The sequence below is a fragment of the Pantoea sp. 9140 genome, from assembly GCF_000745295.1.
Classification (GTDB): Bacteria; Pseudomonadota; Gammaproteobacteria; order Enterobacterales; family Enterobacteriaceae; genus Pantoea; species Pantoea vagans.
The window spans coordinates 1,281,520-1,299,518 of sequence record NZ_JQNO01000001.1; the positions used below are offsets into that span (position 1 = coordinate 1,281,520).

Here is a 17,999-nt window from a genome sequence, read left to right on the forward strand (position 1 = left end):
CTTATTTATTTCTGTCACGCAGCAGCCACTGACTGGCCGCGACCAGCAGCAGTGACAGCAGCATTAAAATAGTGGCCAGCGCATTCACCTCCGGAGAGACGCCAACTTTTACCATCGAGTAGATCTTCAGCGGTAAAATCTCAAACGTCGGACCGCTGACAAAGGAAGAGACCACTACATCATCTATCGACAGGGTAAAGCTCAGTAACCATCCGGCGGCAACGGCTGGCATCGCCAGCGGCAGAATGATTTTGCGCAGAATGGTGGTTTCGCTGGCCCCCAGATCTTTGGCTGCTTCCAGCATGCGCACATCAAAGCCTTTCAGGCGTGAGTAGACGGTAATCACCACAAACGGCAGGCAAAATGTAATGTGGGAAAAGAGCAGTGACCAGAAGCCCAGCGACATGCCCAGCAGCATAAACAGCACCAGCAGGGAGATAGCCATCACAATGTCCGGCGACATCATCACCACGAACAGCATGCCACTGACAAAGGGCTTGCCGCGAAAACGGTAGCGAAAGAGTGCGACAGCGGTGAGTGCGCCAATCAGTGTGGCACAGCTGGCTGAGAGCACGCCCATGATTAGGGAGTGCTGCGCCGCTTGAATCAGACTGTCATTGTTCAGCAGCAGGCTGTACCAGCGGGTCGTGAAACCCTGCCAGTTAATGCCAAAGCGGGAGGCGTTAAACGAATTCACGATCAGGATAACAATCGGTATATAGAACCAGGCGTAAATAATCGCCATAAAACTGCCGCGTAACAGGCGTGCCATCATCCTAAATCCACCCGGTTATTCAGCAGTCGCGCCGCGCGCCAGTAAATCAGCAACAGCAATCCCATCAACAGCGTCATCACAATGCTGGTAGCCGCGCCAAATGGCCAGTCGCGGATGTTGAGGAACTGACTTTTGATGACGTTGCCAATCAGCAGATTCTTTGCGCCGCCCATCAGGTCGGCGACGTAGAACAGCCCCATCGCCGGGATCAACACCAGCAGACAGCCCGCAATAATGCCCGGCATGGTCAGCGGTAGAATGATACGGAAAAAGGTCTGCAGCTTACCGGCACCGAGGTCGCGCGCCGCTTCCAGCAGCGGTTTATCCAGCTTCTCCAGGCTGGAGTAGAGCGGCAGCACCATAAACGGCAGCAGAATGTAGATCAGCCCGAGGATCACCGCTTCCGGGGTATACATGATGCGAAACGGCTTATCGATCAGCCCCAGCGACAGCAGGAAATCATTCAGCCAGCCACGGGTGCTGAGGAAAATTTTCAGGCCGTAAATACGGATCAGCGAGTTGGTCCAGAAAGGCACAATCAACAGAAACAGCATCAGCGGACGCAGGCGCGGTGTGAGTTTTGTCAGACACCATGCAAAGGGATAGCCCAGCAACAGACAGCCAATTGTGGCAATCAGCGCCATGCTCAGCGAGTGCAGCAGCACCTGCGCATAGAGCGGGTCGAGCAGCCGGGTGTAATTACTGAAGGTCAACACCGCGCTGACGAAGTGTGCATCATCGCGCGTCAGAAAACTGGTGACAAAAATCATCAGGTTGGGCACAAAGACGAACAGTGTCAGCCAGCCGACAATCAGTGCGATGACCCCCTTCTGAAAACCATTACGCATCCGCTTCATAGGGCAGTACCACCTCCCATCCCGGCACCCAGCTCACGGCCATCTTCTGATTAAGCGAGTGATCAACGTCCGGGTCATCTTCATTAAAGAACTCGCTGACCGTAATCAGCTTACCGTTCTCCAGCTCTACCGAAGACTCCAGCGTCATGCCTTTGTAATTACGTTCGCGCACATAGCCAATCAGGCCATCTGATGCGCTGTCACCGTGGATCTCCTGCACCCGCAGATCTTCCGGACGCAGCAGCACATGAAGCCGGTCACCCACGCTGACCGGGAAAGTACAGTGGAGCGCGCACTCGCGTCCCTCGACCCGGGCCCGCACGTCTGGCGCGCCGTCGCTGGCGAGCACTTCAGCATCAAAGACATTAATTTCGCCGATAAAGCGGGCAACAAACAGGTTTTCGGGCTCTTCGTAGATTTCGCGTGGCGTACCGTCCTGCACGACCTTGCCGTCGCGCATGACCACGATGCGATCGGACATGGTCAGCGCCTCTTCCTGATCGTGGGTGACAAAGACAAAGGTGATGTCGAGCTTACGCTGCAGGGCTTTCAGCTCGTTCTGCATCTGACGGCGCAGCTTATAGTCCAGCGCAGAGAGGGATTCGTCCAGCAGCAGCACTTCAGGACGATTGACTACTGCGCGGGCAATCGCCACACGCTGTTGCTGGCCGCCGGAAAGCTGATGCGGGCGGCGGTCGGCAAAGCTTTCCAGCTGCACCATTGCCAGCGCGTCATTGACTCTGGTCGTTATCTCCGCCGCCGGGGTTTTCTGCATCCGCAGGCCAAAGGCGACGTTTTCATATACCGTCATATGCGGAAACAGCGCATAGCTCTGAAACACGGTATTGACGTGACGGTGTTCGGCCGGCGTATCAGTAATGTCCTGATCATCGAGCGAAATACGGCCGCGATCTGCCGCTTCCAGTCCGGCAATCAGGCGCAGAATGGTGGTTTTGCCACAGCCCGACGGGCCGAGCAGGGTGATGAACTCACCGTGATGGATGGTCAGGTTAAAATCATCAATAATGGTCTTACCATCAAAAGCTTTACTGATGCCAGAAAGCGTAACCAGCGCCTGCTGTGCGCGTGTTTGCGTCATTTTAGTCTCAGTCTGTCTAGGGTCGAACAGGTAATAGCATAGCCGCTCAGCGCAGCCAGCCAGCAAAGAGGGGCGGATGATACCTGAAAAATAAGGCATTGCCATGTTTTGCCCGCCTGGCCGCGGCAATTTGACCGGCTGTTAACAACATTGCGAGGTTTGCCGCAACAATCACGTAATCAGGCGTTTTTTTCGGGCTTATTACTTTCACAAAGGTCACTGACAGCGCTAACCTGTCTGCGAATGATTTTACGCAACGTTGTGACCGGCGGGTCTGTGAATAATACCGGACGGCACTTTTAAAGGATGGGATATGGAACAGTTACTTGAGCGCTTTTTAAGTTATGTGGCAGTTGAGACACAGGCTAAGCCGCAGGCGCGCCAGGTGCCCAGCAGTGAAGGGCAGTGGACGCTGGCGCGTCAGCTGCAGGAGGAGCTGCTGGCCCTGGGGTTTGTTGATGTCACCCTGAGCGATCACTGTTGCGTCATGGGCACGCTGCCCGCCAATGTTGACTGGCCGACGCCAGTTATCGGTTTCATCTCCCACATGGATACGTCGCCTGATTTCACAGCGAAACATGTGAATCCGCAGATCATCGAAGATTATCGCGGTGGCGACATTGCGCTGGGAAATGGCAATGAGGTTCTGTCACCCGTGATGTTCCCGGTGCTGCACAAGCTGATTGGACATACGCTGATTACCACCGATGGCAAAACTCTGCTGGGCGCGGATGATAAAGCGGGTATCGCCGAGATCATGACGGCGATGGCGCAGCTGGCTAGCAGCCATACACCACATGGCGCGATCCGCGTCGCCTTCACGCCCGATGAAGAGATCGGCCGCGGCACCTCACACTTTGATGTAGAGGCGTTTGCCGCCGACTGGGCCTACACCATTGATGGCAGCGATCTGGGCGAGTTCGAGTATGAAAACTTCAATGCCGCCTCGGCTACGGTCAAAATCGTCGGTAACAACGTGCATCCAGGCTCCGCCAAAGGCGTGATGGTTAATGCGCTGGAGCTGGCTAACCAGTTTCATGCGGCCGTACCGGCCGGTGAAAAGCCGCAGTACACCGACGGCTATCAGGGCTTCTATCATCTGCATCAGATTAAAGGTAGCGTTGAGCACGCCGAGATGCTCTACATCATTCGTGACTTTGAAACCGGGAGTTTCGAACAGCGTAAACAGACGCTGCTGCAGATCGCCGCGGAGATCAACAAAACCCTGCACCCGGACTGCTCAGTCACGGTTGAGATCACCAATAGCTATCGCAACATGCGTGAAAAAGTCGAGCCGTTCCCGCATATCATTGATCTGGCTTTGCAGGCGATGCGTGACTGCGGCATTGAACCGGTGGTGAAACCGATTCGTGGCGGCACCGATGGGTCGTCACTGTCGTGGAAAGGGTTGCCTTGCCCGAACATCTTTACCGGGGGCTATAACTATCACGGCAAGCATGAGTTCGCGTCGCTGAATATCATGGCGAAGTCAGTGGAAGTCATTGTGCGTCTGTCCGAACTGGCAGCACAGAAGAAGGATTAAATGAAAAAAGGCTCTCTGCCAGTAAAAGCCAGAGAGCCTGTTTCAGCCGCAGCGCACGGTTCCGCGCTGCGGGTTATTCCTCGCCGAAGTACCAATAACCAGCATTCACCAGACCGGCGATCTGCGCCAGCACGGCCGGATCATCCAGCGCATCTCCCAGGTCGTCGAGCGTGATGCGATAGTGATTCGCCAGAACCGCCATGACATCGGGGCGTGAACACTCAACCCGCTCACCATTGATATAAACAGCATCACCAATCGTCAGGACACGCAGGCCACCCAACCGGCTCAGGGCATCGCCCTGTTGCAGCGCATCATAAATCTCATCAGGCTGATAAGGCGGTTCCGGCGGCGCGACGTCGAGCTCGTGGCGTGACTGCGAAATGAATTCGCCGAACCACTGCTCAAACTGCTCCGGCTGATTGACCACATCCAGCATCAGCTGGCGCACGCCTTCAATCTCCTGCGGCAGGATCTGTGACGGGCAATCGCGTGCAGGCACATCCGGATCGCTGAAGCGCAGGCTGCCCAGCTCGTTGGCCAGGGCGTAGTCGGCAAAGCCGCTGATTAACTCACGACCGCTGGGGGCGCGGAAACCAACGGAGTAGTTCAGGGCGTTTTCCAGCGAGTAGCCTTCATGCGGGAATCCTGGCGGAATGTAGAGAATATCGCCCGGCTCCAGCTCTTCATCAATGATGGCATCGAACGGTTCAACCTGCAGCAGGTCCGGATGCGGGCAGTGCTGCTTCAGCGCCACTTTTTCACCGACGCGCCAGCGACGGCGGCCCGTACCCTGAATAATGAAGACATCATACTGATCAAAATGGGGACCGACGCCGCCGCCAGGCACGGCAAACGACACCATCAGGTCATCGACACGCCAGTCCGGCAGGAAGCGGAAAGGGCGCATCAGCGCGGCAGAGGGTTCATGCCAGTGATTGACTGCCTGGACCAGCAGCGACCAGTTGTTCTCTCCCAGGTGATCATAGCTCTCAAACGGGCCGTGGCTGACCTGCCATTTGCCGTCCTGATGGCTGACCAGGCGGCTGTCCACCTCGTTTTCCATTGCCAGTCCGGCCAGTTCATCCGGTGAAAGGGGATCAACGAAGTTTTTAAAACCACGCTTCAGCACGACCGGGCGTTTCTGCCAGTAGCGCTGAATAAAATCGGGCCAGTTAATATCGAGCTGATAGTCCATACAAGGGTTCCGCTTAGGGCTGTAAATGCCAGCTAGTATAACAGCCCGGACGGTTTTCTACTCGCGACGATGTTCGACTTCCTGGCGCTGAAAAACCACTTCCATACGTGTTCCGCCAAGCGCACTGCTGGTGGCGATGACGTTACCCTCATACTGTTCCAGAATATCGCGCACCACCGCCAGACCTAATCCCTGGCCCGGACGCAGCGTATCGGCACGCTGCCCCCGCACAAACACTAAATCGCGCTTGCTCTCAGGAATACCCGGGCCATCGTCGTCGATATAGAGATGCAGCGCCTTTTCGCTCTGATAAGCACTGACTTCGATAAATTCCAGGCAATACTTGCAGGCGTTATCGAGTACGTTGCCCAGCACTTCCATAAAGTCATTCTGGTCGCCTACAAAGGTCAGCTCCGGTGAGATATCCAGCGTTATCGCCACGCCTTTGCGCTGATAAACTTTATTCAGTGCCGAGCAGAGACTGTCGAGCAGACCGGAAACGGAATGGAGATCGCGCTGCAGCGGATTATGATCGGCCTGCATACTGGCGCGATGCAGATAGTATCCCACCTGCTGTGAGATGCGGCTTATCTGCTCCAGCATTACCGGCTCCGCCTGTTCCACCGTCAGCTCTTTGCCATTGCGCAGCGATCGCAGGGTACTCTGCAACACGGCCAGCGGCGTTTTCAGGCTATGGGTCAGATCCGAAAGGGTGGTGCGATAGCGGGTGTAGCGCTGCCGTTCATTGGTCAGCAGCAGATTGAGGTTGCGCACCAGACTGCGCAGCTCCTGCGGCGGATTATCCGCCAGATTCTCACGCTGACTGGTCTCCAGTTCGCGCACTTGTTGTGTCAGCGCACCTATTGGCCGCAGACTCCAGTGCGCCGCCAGCCACAGCAGCGGAATAATCAGTATCAGGTTAGCCGCCAGCACATAGCTGAACCACGACCAGACTACATCAGAATGCTGCAACTCCTGCGGAATAGAGTCGACCACTACGATGGTGAGCGCGGGCAGATTCGTCGTGGCATCGTAACGGTTAACGGCCACCGAGTGGGTAAAGGTGTCGTTACTGTCGGTGTCCCAGTCATTAAGCCGTTGCTTAGCATTGAGATTATTGCCCATCGCGACCATGCTGGTGCGGTTGCTGGTATCGATCTCGTAGAAGTCGGGCTTCAGCAGCCATTCGCGGCGGATCTTTTTGCGAATATCCGGCACGTCGCGTTGCTGCCACAGCAGCTTGCCGTGCTCATCGTAGATGAAGACCAGCGTCGGAAAATTCAGCGTCATCCGTTCCGGCTGCGCGATGGTGAGCTTGTTGTCATGCCATTGCGCCAGCGTAAAGAACAGATTGCTCTCGCCGCGCATCACCCGGTAGGTATTTTTATCGAAACTCACCACATAGCCAATGACTGCGACCATGCCGTAAGAGAGTGAGAGGAACAGAACTATCGCTGCGGAGGCAAGCAGAAAGCGGGCGCGCAGCGAAATAGGGCGGTAACGATTAAACCAGGACATGGTCAGAGATCAAAGCGGTAACCCTGGCCACGCACGGTGGCGATGACATCAGTGGGGTGCAACGCCAGAATCTTTTTGCGCAGACGACCCATCAGAACGTCGATGGTGTGGCTTTCGCGTAGTTCAGCGTCAGGGTAGAGCTGCAGCATCAGCGAGTCTTTGCTTACCACTTTGCCCGCGTTACGGATCAGCGTCTCGACAATGGTGTACTCAAAGGCGGTGAGCTTCACAGGTTCTTCATTCACCGTCAGCTCACGGCGTGAGAGATCAACCTGAAACGGGGCCATATCGATGATTTGCGACGCATGACCGCTGTTGCGGCGCATCAGCGCCTGCAGGCGTGCCGCGACCTCTTCAATGTGAAACGGTTTGGTGACGTAGTCATCCGCACCGGCTTCCAGCGCTTCGACTTTCGCCTGCCAGCCCTCACGGGCGGTCAGCACCAGAATGGGCTGACGCACGGCATCACTGCGCCAGCGGCGAATCAGCGACATGCCATCTTCATCCGGCAGGCCGAGATCCACCAGCGCGATATCGGGCAGATGTTCGCGGAGAAAATAGTCAGCTTCTTTGGCGTCTTCGGCGGCATCGACCTGATGGCCCATGTCACGTAACTGGACGGCGAGATGATGGCGCAGCAGGGCATTGTCTTCAACAACCAGAACACGCATAGAAATTCCTTACACTCTGTTTGAGTCAACCTGCAGAAAGTATACGCGAAATGTATTAAACAAGATGTTAACGCAGACCGGACTGGGCCGGTCTGCGGCGGGCATTATTTCAGATCGTCAACCATCTGGATAGCGCGACCAATATAGTTTGCAGGCGTCATCTGCTTCAGACGCACTTTTTCCTCTTCCGGCAGCGCCAGGCTGTCGATAAAGGCCTGCATGCCAGCAGCGTCTACGCGTTTGCCGCGCGTCAGCTCTTTCAGCTTCTCATACGGCTTCTCAATGCCGTAACGACGCATCACTGTCTGGATCGGCTCTGCCAGCACTTCCCAGTTATGATCCAGCTCGTCCAGCAGACGATCGCGGTTCACTTCCAGCTTGGAGATACCTTTCAGCGTCGCCTGATAGGCGATCAGCGCATAGCCCACGCCCACGCCGAGATTACGCAGCACGGTGGAGTCGGTCAGGTCACGCTGCCAGCGTGAGACCGGCAGTTTGCTGGCCAGATGCTGCATCACGGCGTTCGCCAGGCCCAGATTGCCTTCGGAGTTTTCGAAGTCGATCGGGTTTACCTTGTGCGGCATGGTTGAGGAGCCGATCTCGCCCGCGATGGTTTTCTGTTTGAAGTGGTTCAGCGCCACATAACCCCAGATATCGCGATCGAAATCGATCAGGATGGTGTTAAAGCGGGCAATGCAGTCGAACATCTCGGCGATATAGTCGTGCGGTTCAATCTGCGTGGTGTACGGGTTCCAGGTAATCCCCAGCGAAGTGACGAAGTTCTCGCTCAGTTCATGCCAGTCCACTTCGGGATAGGCGGCAATGTGGGCATTGTAGTTACCGACTGCGCCATTGATTTTACCCAGCACTTCAATCTGCTTCAGCTGACGTAACTGACGCTCCAGACGGTAGGCGACGTTGGCCATCTCTTTACCCATGGTCGATGGCGTCGCCGGCTGGCCGTGGGTGCGTGAGAGCAGCGGAATGTCACGGTATTCGCTGGCAAGACCTTTCACGGCGCTGATCAGCTGGTCCCAGTAAGGCAGGATCACGTCACGGCGGGCCGTTTCCAGCATCAGGGCGTGCGACAGGTTGTTGATATCTTCAGAGGTGCAGGCGAAGTGGATAAATTCAGAGACGGCATGCAGGGCAGGGATATCGGCCACTTTCTCTTTCAGGAAATACTCAACCGCTTTCACATCGTGGTTGGTGGTGCGCTCAATCGTTTTGATGCGGGCGGCATCGTCTTCTGAAAAACCGGCGACAATTGCATCAAGGAAAGCGTTTGCGTCGGCATCAAATGCAGGAACTTCCTTGATCTCTGCGGTCGCGGCCAGTTTTTGTAACCAGCGAACTTCAACCTCAACGCGGAATTTCAGCAAACCGAACTCGCTGAAAATCGCACGCAGCGGGCTGACTTTATCGCCGTAACGACCATCGACAGGTGAGACGGCGGTCAGAGAGGATAATTCCATCAGTGCAACTCCTGAATCATTTAGCAGTGTTTTGCCGCACCGACTTAGTAAGTCAGTGGCAGCCGGGATAAGAGGGTTTTCGCTTCACGCAGCAAACGCTGGCGCGAGAACATCAGTTGCAGTCGGCCACCGCCGACCTGCTGCCACAATACGGCAGCGCGGATACCGGCTAACAGAGTGGCACGCACTTTACTCTGAACCTGCGTATTCTGCAGCACCGCAGGCGAACCGGTAACCTGGATACGCGGGCCAAGCGGGCTGATCACATCCACATAGATGCCAGCCATCGCGCTGAGGATGGTGTCTGACTCCAGTTCATAATGTGCCAGCTGGCGATCCAGCTGCGTAATGCGCTGTGCCAGCGTCGCCATAGCGGATTTACTGGCGCTGAGCTTGCGCTCCAGCACCATCATGCTCAGGGTGTAACGCGTCAGTTCAGCGCCTGCGCCCTGGCGACTGCTGCTGTTCAGCACCGCCATCAGGGTTTCAAGTCCGAGGCGCAGGTTGGCTTCATTGTTGCCGAATACCGCCAGCGTGGAGCCAGGATTCAGGTCCAGTACGCTGCGCAGCGACACGGTCAGCGCTTCGGGCTGGCAGTGACCCTGCTGAGCCAGCTGCTGCACCAGATGAGCGGACTGACAGATGCCCGCCAGCGCCAGCGTGATTTCCTGATAATTTTTCGCCACGGTTACTCCTGTTTACGCGTCATCAACGCGGGCTAAGCCCGTTTACTCCGCCACTAACGGCAGGCGCTGTTCGATAATACCGCCACCGAGGCAGACATCGCCAAGGTAAAAGACCGCAGACTGACCTGGCGTGACCGCAGCAACCGGCTCGTCAAAGCGCACCTCAATCCGATCGTCGCCCTGCGGAATAATCTCACAGGGAATGTCGGTCTGACGATAGCGGGTTTTCACAGAGCAGCGCAGTGGGACGGTAATCGGCTGACGATTAACCCAGTGCAGCTGCTGCGCAATCAGGCCAACGGACATCAGACGCGGATGATCGCCGCCCTGGGCGACAATCAAACGGTTACGCGCCACATCTTTGTCAACCACATACCAGGGATCATCTTTGCTCTCTTTCAGGCCGCCGATACCCAGACCTTTACGCTGTCCCAGAGTATGGTACATCAGCCCCTGATGTTCACCGACGATCTGGCCTTCCGTGGTTTCTATTTCGCCAGGCTGAGCCGGGAGATAGCGTGCAAGGAAGTCGCGGAATTTGCGCTCGCCGATAAAGCAGATGCCGGTCGAGTCTTTTTTCTTCGCGGTGATCAGGTCCAGCTGTTCCGCAATGCGGCGCACTTCCGGTTTTTCCAGCTCGCCGACCGGGAACAGACTCTGGGCAATCTGCTCGTGGCTCAGGGTATAGAGGAAGTAGCTCTGGTCTTTGTTACCATCCAGTCCGCGTAACAGCTGGCTCTGACCATCGACGTCCTTGCGGCGCACGTAGTGACCCGTGGCGATGAAATCTGCGCCCAGGTCTTCCGCTGCGAACTCCAGGAACGCTTTGAATTTGATCTCTTTATTGCAGAGGATATCGGGGTTAGGCGTGCGGCCCGCTTTGTACTCTTCGAGGAAATGCTCAAAGACGTTATCCCAGTACTCTGCGGCAAAGTTAACTTTATGCAGCTTCATACCGAGCTTGTCGCACACAGCCTGCGCATCCGCCAGATCGTCCGCGGCGGTACAATACTCCTCGCCATCGTCCTCCTCCCAGTTCTTCATGAACAGGCCTTCAACCTGGTAGCCCTGCTGCTGCAGTAACCAGGCGGAAACGGAAGAATCAACGCCGCCGGACATACCGACGATCACTTTTTTCTGGCTGTTGTCAGACATGACACGCTCGCATTACGATAAAAAATCAGGCGGCGCATTCTATCATGCAGAAGGCAGGCGCGCACCCTCGTGAAACGGCCACTGGAAAGGGCTGACCAGATGTAGCGGGTAGCGCGTGCCCTGTTGCCACAGGCGTACGCTTTCCGCGACCAGCGGTGAACGCAGGTTAGATGCAGTGAGAATCTGCGCTGGCGGCAGCCACCAGCAGCAATCGATGTCGCTGTCCTGCGGCTGGGTTGGCGCTTTTTTGGCCAGATCCACGCCAAACAGAAAACGCACAAAAGGCGTACTGTCGGGCGCGATCCACTGGTTTATCCCGATGAAATAGTGCATCGATGCCGCGATGCCGGTCTCTTCATAGAGTTCGCGTTCGGCGGCTTCCAGCAGCGTTTCATCCGCTTCGAGATGTCCGGCAGGCTGGTTCCAGGTGGCACGACCGTTGATCGTCTCTTCCACCACCAGCAGTTCACCTTCGGCCTGAACCAGACAGGCGACAGTAACATGAGGTTTAAACATCACTTCTCCGCAATTGTTAACCTGAGGTTATAAAAAATCGGTTTTCAGGTGGGGCTCTCGCTGATTTCACGCCACGTACCTGAAGCCAGATCGTCGAGTGAATAGCTCCCCATGGCGTAGCGAATTAACCTTAAGGTGGGAAAGCCAATATGGGCTGTCATGCGGCGCACCTGACGATTACGGCCTTCATACAGTGTGATTTTCAGCCACTGCGTCGGGATATTTTTGCGCTCGCGGATTGGCGGCTGACGCGGCCAGAGCCACTGAGGCTCAGCCACTTTTTCCACGCCAGCGGGCAGCGTCATGCCATCTTTCAGATTAACCCCAGCCCGCAGAGGCTGAAGATCCGACTCATGGGGCTCGCCTTCCACCTGCACATAGTAGACCTTGCCGGTGCGTTTGCCGGGCTGCGTCAGCGCGGCCTGCAGGGCACCGTCGTTGGTCAGTACCATCAGGCCTTCGCTGTCGCGGTCAAGGCGGCCCGCGGCATAAACGTCTGCGACGCTGACAAAATCTTTCAGGGTGCGGCGACCCGCTTCATCGGTGAATTGCGGCAAAACGTCGAACGGTTTGTTAAACAAAATCACGCGGCGCGGAGCCGCAGGGCGGGCAGGGGCATGCCGGGCATCACGCGTCGGGCGGCTGAATCGTTTATCCTGGTGAATTCGTTGAGTTGTTTTTCGCATGGGCTTTGCAGTCAGAAACATTCGGCGCATTATAACGTGAAATTGCGGTGATTGGCGTGACGGAAATATTCAAGTAGTATTGACGCGCATCTTACAAATCATTAACAAACGCCCAGGAGAGGTTAATGGAAAGCAAAGTAGTAGTTCCGGCGGAAGGTCAGAAAATCACCCTGAATCAGGGCAAGCTTACAGTGCCAAACAATCCGGTCATTCCTTACATTGAGGGTGACGGTATCGGTGTTGATGTTTCCCCGGTGATGCTGAAAGTCGTCGACGCGGCGGTGAAGAAAGCCTACAACGGCGAGCGTAAGATCTCCTGGATGGAGATTTACACGGGTGAGAAGTCAGTTGAACTCTACGGTCAGGACGTCTGGCTGCCACAGGAAACGCTCGACTTAATCAAGGAATATCGCGTGGCTATCAAAGGCCCACTGACCACCCCGGTCGGCGGCGGTATTCGTTCACTGAACGTAGCACTGCGTCAGGAGCTTGACCTCTACGTCTGCCTGCGTCCGGTACGTTACTACAAAGGCACGCCAAGCCCGGTTAAACGCCCTGAAGAGACCGACATGGTGATCTTCCGTGAAAACTCCGAAGATATCTATGCGGGTATCGAGTGGAAAGCGGGCTCTGCCGAAGCGGACAAAGTGATCAAGTTCCTGCGCGAAGAGATGGGCGTGAAGAAAATTCGCTTCCCTGAGCAGTGTGGTATCGGCGTTAAGCCGTGTTCAGAAGCGGGTACCAAACGTCTGGTACGCGCGGCAGTAGAATACACCATCACCAACGATCGTGATTCACTGACCCTGGTTCACAAAGGCAACATCATGAAGTTCACCGAAGGCTCTTTCAAAGACTGGGGATACCAGTTAGTGAAAGACGAGTTCGGCGGCGAACTGATCGACGGCGGCCCGTGGATGAAGTTCAAAAACCCGAACACCGGCAAAGAGATCATCGTTAAAGATGTGATTGCTGATGCGTTCCTGCAACAGATCCTGCTGCGTCCGGCAGAATATGACGTTATCGCCTGTATGAACCTGAACGGTGACTACATCTCTGACGCCCTGGCGGCGCAGGTTGGCGGTATCGGTATCGCACCAGGCGCTAACATCGGTGATGAGTGTGCACTGTTCGAAGCAACCCACGGTACTGCGCCTAAGTATGCCGGTCAGGATAAAGTGAACCCAGGTTCAGTGATTCTGTCAGCAGAAATGATGCTGCGTCACATGGAGTGGTTCGAAGCGGCTGACCTGATTGTTAAAGGTGTTGAAGGCGCTATCGCTAACAAGACTGTGACTTACGATTTCGAACGCCTGATGGATGGCGCTAAGCTGCTGAAATGTTCAGAGTTTGGTGACGCGATCATCGAAAATATGTAATCCGCATTACGTAACATACAGCCAACACGAATGTAAAAATCGTGTTGGCTTTTTGTTTCCTACTATTCTTCGCCAAAACCCCACCAAAACTCTTCACCAAAACTGTTCAAAAAACGAACTTCATACGGCCACGATAATCCAATCTTTACCCCGGTCATCGTTGTACCGATCTGTCATTTTTTTAGATTTATGGCCTAACAATTTTTGAGTGTCTACACCCTGTTCACGATACAGACGTTCCGATAGCGAACGCTGCTCATGAAACGTTGGCGCTGCGCCTTCAGCCCAACTTATGCCGCAGTGGTTCCGAGCTTTTTTGAACGTCGTAGTTATAGAGCTGGCAGAAACCTTATCACCCCGGATGGCCTGCGAGGTTGAGTGACGGAAATGGACCAGGTATTTACTCACAACAGCGTCCCGGCATTGAGCGATTACCTCTCTGAGTGAGATATCAATGGCCATGCACCTCAAGCTCAGAGGGATGGCAACACGGCAGCCGGTTTTCTCTTGGGTAACATGCAGCATGTCGTCCCAGATGTCCGAAAATTGCATATTAGAGATATCCCCAATGCGCTGGCCAGTGACCAAAGCCAAAAGCATTGCGCACTGGAGATAGGGCGGGTGATCCTCTGCAGCGCTGAATATGGCCTGCCACTCATCCAGTGAAAGACGCTGACGTACAACCCGGTTGCGTGGCTGTTTAGTGGCCTGTGCGGGGTTGTAGCCGGGGGGAACGTGCCCTGCGTGCTGTGCCTCTTTGAACACATCAATGATCGCCATCCTGACCACTTGGGCCATTCGGTTATGGCCTTCGGCTTTAACAGCATCGACAATCTCCGCGATCTGCAGCGCACCTACATCTTTTAAATACATCATCCCGCAATTCTGACGTAATAATTCGACAGGCTTCTTTTTCTGCTTCACCGAATTTAATTTTATCTCGCCTGACTCAAGACGCTCCTGCTGTATTTCAAGATAACGATCAAGCCAGGTTGTGACGTTTATAAATTCCCGCGACTCCCGCAATTTTGCAATTTTCTCATTAACGCTGAGAATCTGACGAGTGCGTTGCTCAGCGATAATGTCATTCGCTTCATTGGCAACTTGTTTAGCTTCATCAGCATTGGTTCCCAGGCTGTGAAATTTGCCAGTGATAGGGTGCTTATATTGCCAATACACACGACCAGTGCGTTTATCCAACCTGGAATACAGATTGGGTATTGTAATGTTATGGGTGCGCGGTCTTGCAGCCATCCTCGATAATCCTTCTCAATTTTGGGTTTGCTGTTGGTGCTAATTTGGGTGCAGCGAGAATCCCGGTAAACCGCGCCTCACGATCAATCATCCATTTCCGGCCAACCTTTACTGCTGGTGGGGCCATCATCTTTCCTTTAGCGTACGCTTTTAAAGTACGGGCGCTTGGCGCTTCATCCCCAAACTCATCTTTAGCCCAATCCTCAAGGCTAACCATTCTGGACATAATCAAACCTCATGACCGGCCAACCTCATTTCAGGTTGGCCGGGGAAATGTTTTATTCTTAAAATTAGTAAAACTTACGAGTAGGAATGCCTGTTTATTATGTGATCGGAAGTTCTCTCACTCGCATATCCCCGCATAAACGCTATTACAGACAGAATGGTCATCGACGTTAGCCAGCAGATCAAACTGCGTGCCGCCACGTGTGGTTAGCGCCCAGTCGCGATAGGTTTCTATGCCGTGTGAATCGAGCGACACAAAATCAATCCTCTTTTCTGCCTTACGCGGGTCTTGAGTAGATGGGAAAAATGTCGAGTTACCACGGCGAGAACAGCGGGCGACCAACTTTTCCCACTCCGCCACACGTGCAATCTCTTCTGGCCAGCGGCTGAAAATCTCAGCCAGTTCAGATTTACGCGCATGAATGCAGGGCATACAACCAACGCGACTGCATCCCTGCTGATAAAGTGGGTTCGGCTTGATACCATGGCGGCGGGCCAGCGCGAAAACGTCATCATGCGTCCATTTCAGGATTGGCCGATAGATTGCGAGGCGTGGGCCTATATCGAAACCTTCCTCCCAAGGTTCCAGTAGGGCGCGCTGGGGAGATTCCTGCGCCCGCACACCCTGCCATGAAATGACCTTCGTCCCTGCCATAATAAGTGGATCAACTACCTGAACTTTGATGGGTTCGTGTTTAAGCTCAAACGTACAGAAACGCGCTTTGGTAGAGGGGAACCGGCCCTTCCACATGCATAAATCAAGAAAAGGGATGCCGGTAGGGCGTAGGCTATTTAAGGCTGATTCAACCCGTGATTTGGCTTCAATTTCCGCTTCCTGCTGATTAAGCCCCTTGATAGCGGGTTTCCACTGAAACCCGTTTACGGTAACAACCTGATAGCGGTCATCAGGCTCAGCCTCAGGCCATATCAGGCGCTCTCGTCTGCCATTGGGGTAAAGTAGATACTCATCGACGTTAATCTCATCGCCATCATGCTGTGGAATTTCCTGGATGCGATACCCAGGAGCTAGTGCCCAGCAACCCTCAAATCTGTCAGCCATCAGATCAGGTATCAGCCCCTGATACCAGTTGTTAGCTATAAAGTTTCTCTTTTTCTCGATCTTTCGGGTGAAGTCGGCCCGTACACGCGTAACAGGCCCCAGCTTGCTTTCAAGGTAATCCAGATACTCCATTGTTTGGGGGTGCTCATGTCCTGTATCTGCGAAAACAGGCATGAAATTCACCCCAGCCTCAATAGCTAACAGCCATTGCGCGAGGCTGTCTTTACCGCCCGAGATACTGACAATGTTTTTCACGTTCTGCTCGAAACAGCGAGGATCGATAATCATCACTCTCCATCCTTACCGGCGCGGAGTTGGGCTGCAATTTCTTCGCAGATATGCGTGAGTGAGCAGAGACTTATCGCAGGATGTAACTTAACCATCTCCACACCCTCGGCCCGTACTGAATTGAGGTAGGTGTCGGTAGCTGGCTGTTTCATCGCCTGCATTGCCTCGTATAGCAGTGACTGTGCTGGATTAAGTGAATTCTGTACGGCGTGATAACCCGCCGCACTGTATTGACCAATCAGGCGCTCAATTATTTCTCCACGAACTGCATTCTCAGCCATCAACGCGTCACGCTCTGCATTAAGAGCAGCGTAGCGTTCATAACTTACATAACGACCGGCTTTGTGCTCTAACATTCCCCGCAGCCCATTATGGGAATAACGTTTAACTTCACTCATCCCTGACTCCTTAACCTATACATTCCATGTAAATCCCACTGGCAATCAGTCGGGCGCGCCTCTTGCTGAACAGGGCAGGTACATACATGCGAGCGGGGTGGGGTCAGTTTGGTGCGCGTGGTGCGCTTCAGGTTGAGCTGCGAAACCAGCCTCGATGTGTAATCGCCAGGGGTATTACAGATGAGGCGTGGTCGGGGGTATTCGTCGAAAATTTCAGTAATCAGGTCGTCGATGTCCTGGATCATAATCGTTTCCTCGATTATGGCTGGTGGGCTACTGCAATAGCCCTCAGCCGTTTCTCCACACTAAAAAAGTTTTACAGTGCATCCATCATTACTTCATTAAAAATGGGCATGCTTCACTGTTGGTTTGGAGTTTACTCATCAAAACAATCAAGTCAATAGAAAAAGTTTTGATATCAAAACCATCATCGCAGGAGAGGACAAAAGGCCCGGTGTAGCGGGCGGTTGGCATACTGAGGGGGTTTAGGATGTGGATTTATGGCAGTTTGGTCTGAACGGAAACACCTGTAGCAATAACACTGTCGATCGATTCAAGCTCAATCGTTTTATAGCCAGGTTTTATAGGTGCAAGGTAAGCACTAGGCCCATCGATAACCAATTTTTTGATTACTGTCGATTCGCCCACGCGAGCTAAAACTATCTTGCCCGATTGAGGTTTAACATCGGGGTCAAAAATTATCGTAGAGCCTTCAGGAATGCTGATGGAGCCATCCCCTGTCATTGAGTCATTATCCATCTTTACAGAAAATGCACGGGGGGAAACATCGTCTGTCACATTGGTCCAATCAGGAAAGTTATTATCAAGGTTCATGAGGTTTCTCCAGTCCCCCGCCTGCGCCAGGGAGATTAGAGGGATCTTTTGCAGTGGCCTTTGATCCACCTCACCTGAGTTACTCCTTTGTGAGTATGCCCCGCCATTTATTAACCAAGTTTCAGTGACGTTTAGTATCTTGGCTAGTTTGGGAATATGTGTTGCAGAAGGGTTATTGTTTCCGTTAACCCATTGGCTAACTGTCCCCTTTGATACACCTGTCGCTGCAACCAGATCCCTGCTACGCAGGTTCAAGTCTCTCATTCGCTTATTAATGCGGTCACTAACTGATTCAATCATATGTTTGGTTTCTTAAACTGGAAAGTTTTTTATTATTGACGCTTTTGAGTTTTGTTGTTTAAACTAAATTTGTTTAAGGAGGAAC

18 protein-coding genes are annotated in these 17,999 nt (G+C 53.9%); 2 read left to right on the forward strand and 16 right to left on the reverse strand.

Features of this window, described 5'->3' with window-relative positions; translation table 11 throughout:
- Position 1: 1 nt before the first annotated feature.
- Genes potC through potA form a run of 3 tightly spaced genes read right to left on the reverse strand, consistent with a single transcriptional unit; the run spans position 2 to position 2,731 of the window.
- Positions 2–775, reverse strand: a complete 774-nt coding sequence (gene potC, locus FA92_RS05995; protein ID WP_033782668.1) for a spermidine/putrescine ABC transporter permease PotC — start codon at positions 773–775, stop codon at positions 2–4.
- Positions 772–1,623: a spermidine/putrescine ABC transporter permease PotB gene (gene potB / locus FA92_RS06000; RefSeq protein WP_107320173.1), complete on the reverse strand. Its 852-nt coding sequence runs from the start codon at positions 1,621–1,623 to the stop codon at positions 772–774. Before potB ends, potC begins: the two co-directional genes overlap by 4 nt.
- Positions 1,616–2,731, reverse strand: coding sequence for a spermidine/putrescine ABC transporter ATP-binding protein PotA (potA, locus tag FA92_RS06005; RefSeq protein ID WP_033782670.1), 1,116 nt, complete (start codon positions 2,729–2,731; stop codon positions 1,616–1,618). The genes potB and potA overlap by 8 nt, the downstream gene beginning before the upstream one ends.
- A gap of 313 nt (positions 2,732–3,044) precedes the next feature.
- On the opposite strand from potA, the gene pepT reads away from it, so the two are divergent.
- Positions 3,045–4,274, forward strand: coding sequence for a peptidase T (pepT, locus tag FA92_RS06010; protein WP_033782671.1), 1,230 nt, complete (start codon positions 3,045–3,047; stop codon positions 4,272–4,274).
- A 73-nt stretch (positions 4,275–4,347) separates the two neighbouring features.
- Here pepT and FA92_RS06015 read toward each other — a convergent pair whose 3' ends face one another.
- From FA92_RS06015 to rluE, 8 genes are all read right to left on the reverse strand, one after another.
- Positions 4,348–5,472: a cupin domain-containing protein gene (locus FA92_RS06015; RefSeq protein ID WP_013357489.1), complete on the reverse strand. Its 1,125-nt coding sequence runs from the start codon at positions 5,470–5,472 to the stop codon at positions 4,348–4,350.
- Between the two features lie 57 nt (positions 5,473–5,529).
- Positions 5,530–6,990 carry a two-component system sensor histidine kinase PhoQ gene (gene phoQ, locus FA92_RS06020; RefSeq protein ID WP_013357490.1) on the reverse strand — a complete coding sequence of 487 codons (1,461 nt, stop codon included), beginning with the start codon at positions 6,988–6,990 and terminating at the stop codon, positions 5,530–5,532.
- A gap of 2 nt (positions 6,991–6,992) precedes the next feature.
- A complete protein-coding gene (phoP, locus tag FA92_RS06025; protein ID WP_003849836.1) occupies positions 6,993–7,661 on the reverse strand; it encodes a two-component system response regulator PhoP in 669 nt (222 codons plus the stop codon).
- A 104-nt stretch (positions 7,662–7,765) separates the two neighbouring features.
- Positions 7,766–9,136, reverse strand: coding sequence for an adenylosuccinate lyase (purB, locus tag FA92_RS06030; RefSeq protein WP_033782673.1), 1,371 nt, complete (start codon positions 9,134–9,136; stop codon positions 7,766–7,768).
- Positions 9,137–9,180: 44 nt separating this feature from the next.
- Positions 9,181–9,822 (reverse strand): high frequency lysogenization protein HflD, encoded by a 642-nt coding sequence (gene hflD, locus FA92_RS06035; RefSeq protein WP_033732295.1) that lies wholly within the window; start codon positions 9,820–9,822, stop codon positions 9,181–9,183.
- 42 nt (positions 9,823–9,864) lie between these two features.
- Positions 9,865–10,977: a tRNA 2-thiouridine(34) synthase MnmA gene (gene mnmA / locus FA92_RS06040; RefSeq protein ID WP_033782675.1), complete on the reverse strand. Its 1,113-nt coding sequence runs from the start codon at positions 10,975–10,977 to the stop codon at positions 9,865–9,867.
- 42 nt (positions 10,978–11,019) lie between these two features.
- Complete coding sequence (locus FA92_RS06045) at positions 11,020–11,493, reverse strand: NUDIX hydrolase (protein ID WP_033782677.1); 474 nt, start codon at positions 11,491–11,493, stop codon at positions 11,020–11,022.
- 44 nt (positions 11,494–11,537) lie between these two features.
- Entirely contained in the window at positions 11,538–12,200 is a 663-nt protein-coding gene (gene rluE, locus FA92_RS06050; RefSeq protein WP_033782679.1) for a 23S rRNA pseudouridine(2457) synthase RluE, read from the reverse strand.
- Positions 12,201–12,304: 104 nt separating this feature from the next.
- On the opposite strand from rluE, the gene icd reads away from it, so the two are divergent.
- Complete coding sequence (icd, locus tag FA92_RS06055) at positions 12,305–13,555, forward strand: NADP-dependent isocitrate dehydrogenase (RefSeq protein WP_033782681.1); 1,251 nt, start codon at positions 12,305–12,307, stop codon at positions 13,553–13,555.
- A 120-nt stretch (positions 13,556–13,675) separates the two neighbouring features.
- Here icd and FA92_RS06060 read toward each other — a convergent pair whose 3' ends face one another.
- The 5 genes from FA92_RS06060 to FA92_RS06085 all read right to left on the reverse strand — a co-directional run bounded on the left by FA92_RS06060 (position 13,676) and on the right by FA92_RS06085 (position 17,914).
- On the reverse strand, positions 13,676–14,809 hold the full coding sequence (locus FA92_RS06060; protein ID WP_033782682.1) for a phage integrase Arm DNA-binding domain-containing protein: 1,134 nt from the start codon (positions 14,807–14,809) through the stop codon (positions 13,676–13,678).
- Positions 14,784–15,035: an excisionase gene (locus tag FA92_RS06065; RefSeq protein ID WP_033782683.1), complete on the reverse strand. Its 252-nt coding sequence runs from the start codon at positions 15,033–15,035 to the stop codon at positions 14,784–14,786. Before FA92_RS06065 ends, FA92_RS06060 begins: the two co-directional genes overlap by 26 nt.
- Positions 15,036–15,152: 117 nt before the next feature.
- The gene (locus tag FA92_RS06070; RefSeq protein ID WP_072008950.1) at positions 15,153–16,382 is read right to left on the reverse strand and encodes a phosphoadenosine phosphosulfate reductase family protein; all 1,230 of its coding nucleotides are present in this window, start codon (positions 16,380–16,382) and stop codon (positions 15,153–15,155) included.
- Positions 16,382–16,780 (reverse strand): hypothetical protein, encoded by a 399-nt coding sequence (locus FA92_RS06075; protein ID WP_033782685.1) that lies wholly within the window; start codon positions 16,778–16,780, stop codon positions 16,382–16,384. Before FA92_RS06075 ends, FA92_RS06070 begins: the two co-directional genes overlap by 1 nt.
- A 498-nt stretch (positions 16,781–17,278) precedes the next feature.
- Positions 17,279–17,914 (reverse strand): S24 family peptidase, encoded by a 636-nt coding sequence (locus FA92_RS06085; protein WP_051926463.1) that lies wholly within the window; start codon positions 17,912–17,914, stop codon positions 17,279–17,281.
- Between the last annotated feature and the right edge of the window lie 85 nt (positions 17,915–17,999).

Bases quoted from the DNA above. Each gene is read 5' to 3' on its own strand.
- potB (WP_107320173.1), bottom strand. From the start codon at position 1,623: ATGCGTAATGGTTTTCAGAAGGGGGTCATCGCACTGATTGTCGGCTGG.
- FA92_RS06070 (WP_072008950.1), bottom strand. From the start codon at position 16,382: ATGATTATCGATCCTCGCTGTTTCGAGCAGAACGTGAAAAACATTGTC.
- mnmA (WP_033782675.1), bottom strand. From the start codon at position 10,977: ATGTCTGACAACAGCCAGAAAAAAGTGATCGTCGGTATGTCCGGCGGC.
- icd (WP_033782681.1), top strand. From the start codon at position 12,305: ATGGAAAGCAAAGTAGTAGTTCCGGCGGAAGGTCAGAAAATCACCCTG.
- phoP (WP_003849836.1), bottom strand. From the start codon at position 7,661: ATGCGTGTTCTGGTTGTTGAAGACAATGCCCTGCTGCGCCATCATCTC.
- FA92_RS06065 (WP_033782683.1), bottom strand. From the start codon at position 15,035: ATGTCCAGAATGGTTAGCCTTGAGGATTGGGCTAAAGATGAGTTTGGG.
- FA92_RS06045 (WP_033782677.1), bottom strand. From the start codon at position 11,493: ATGTTTAAACCTCATGTTACTGTCGCCTGTCTGGTTCAGGCCGAAGGT.
- FA92_RS06015 (WP_013357489.1), bottom strand. From the start codon at position 5,472: ATGGACTATCAGCTCGATATTAACTGGCCCGATTTTATTCAGCGCTAC.
- potA (WP_033782670.1), bottom strand. From the start codon at position 2,731: ATGACGCAAACACGCGCACAGCAGGCGCTGGTTACGCTTTCTGGCATC.
- FA92_RS06085 (WP_051926463.1), bottom strand. From the start codon at position 17,914: ATGATTGAATCAGTTAGTGACCGCATTAATAAGCGAATGAGAGACTTG.
- rluE (WP_033782679.1), bottom strand. From the start codon at position 12,200: ATGTTTCTGACTGCAAAGCCCATGCGAAAAACAACTCAACGAATTCAC.
- pepT (WP_033782671.1), top strand. From the start codon at position 3,045: ATGGAACAGTTACTTGAGCGCTTTTTAAGTTATGTGGCAGTTGAGACA.
- purB (WP_033782673.1), bottom strand. From the start codon at position 9,136: ATGGAATTATCCTCTCTGACCGCCGTCTCACCTGTCGATGGTCGTTAC.
- FA92_RS06060 (WP_033782682.1), bottom strand. From the start codon at position 14,809: ATGGCTGCAAGACCGCGCACCCATAACATTACAATACCCAATCTGTAT.
- potC (WP_033782668.1), bottom strand. From the start codon at position 775: ATGATGGCACGCCTGTTACGCGGCAGTTTTATGGCGATTATTTACGCC.
- FA92_RS06075 (WP_033782685.1), bottom strand. From the start codon at position 16,780: ATGAGTGAAGTTAAACGTTATTCCCATAATGGGCTGCGGGGAATGTTA.
- phoQ (WP_013357490.1), bottom strand. From the start codon at position 6,990: ATGTCCTGGTTTAATCGTTACCGCCCTATTTCGCTGCGCGCCCGCTTT.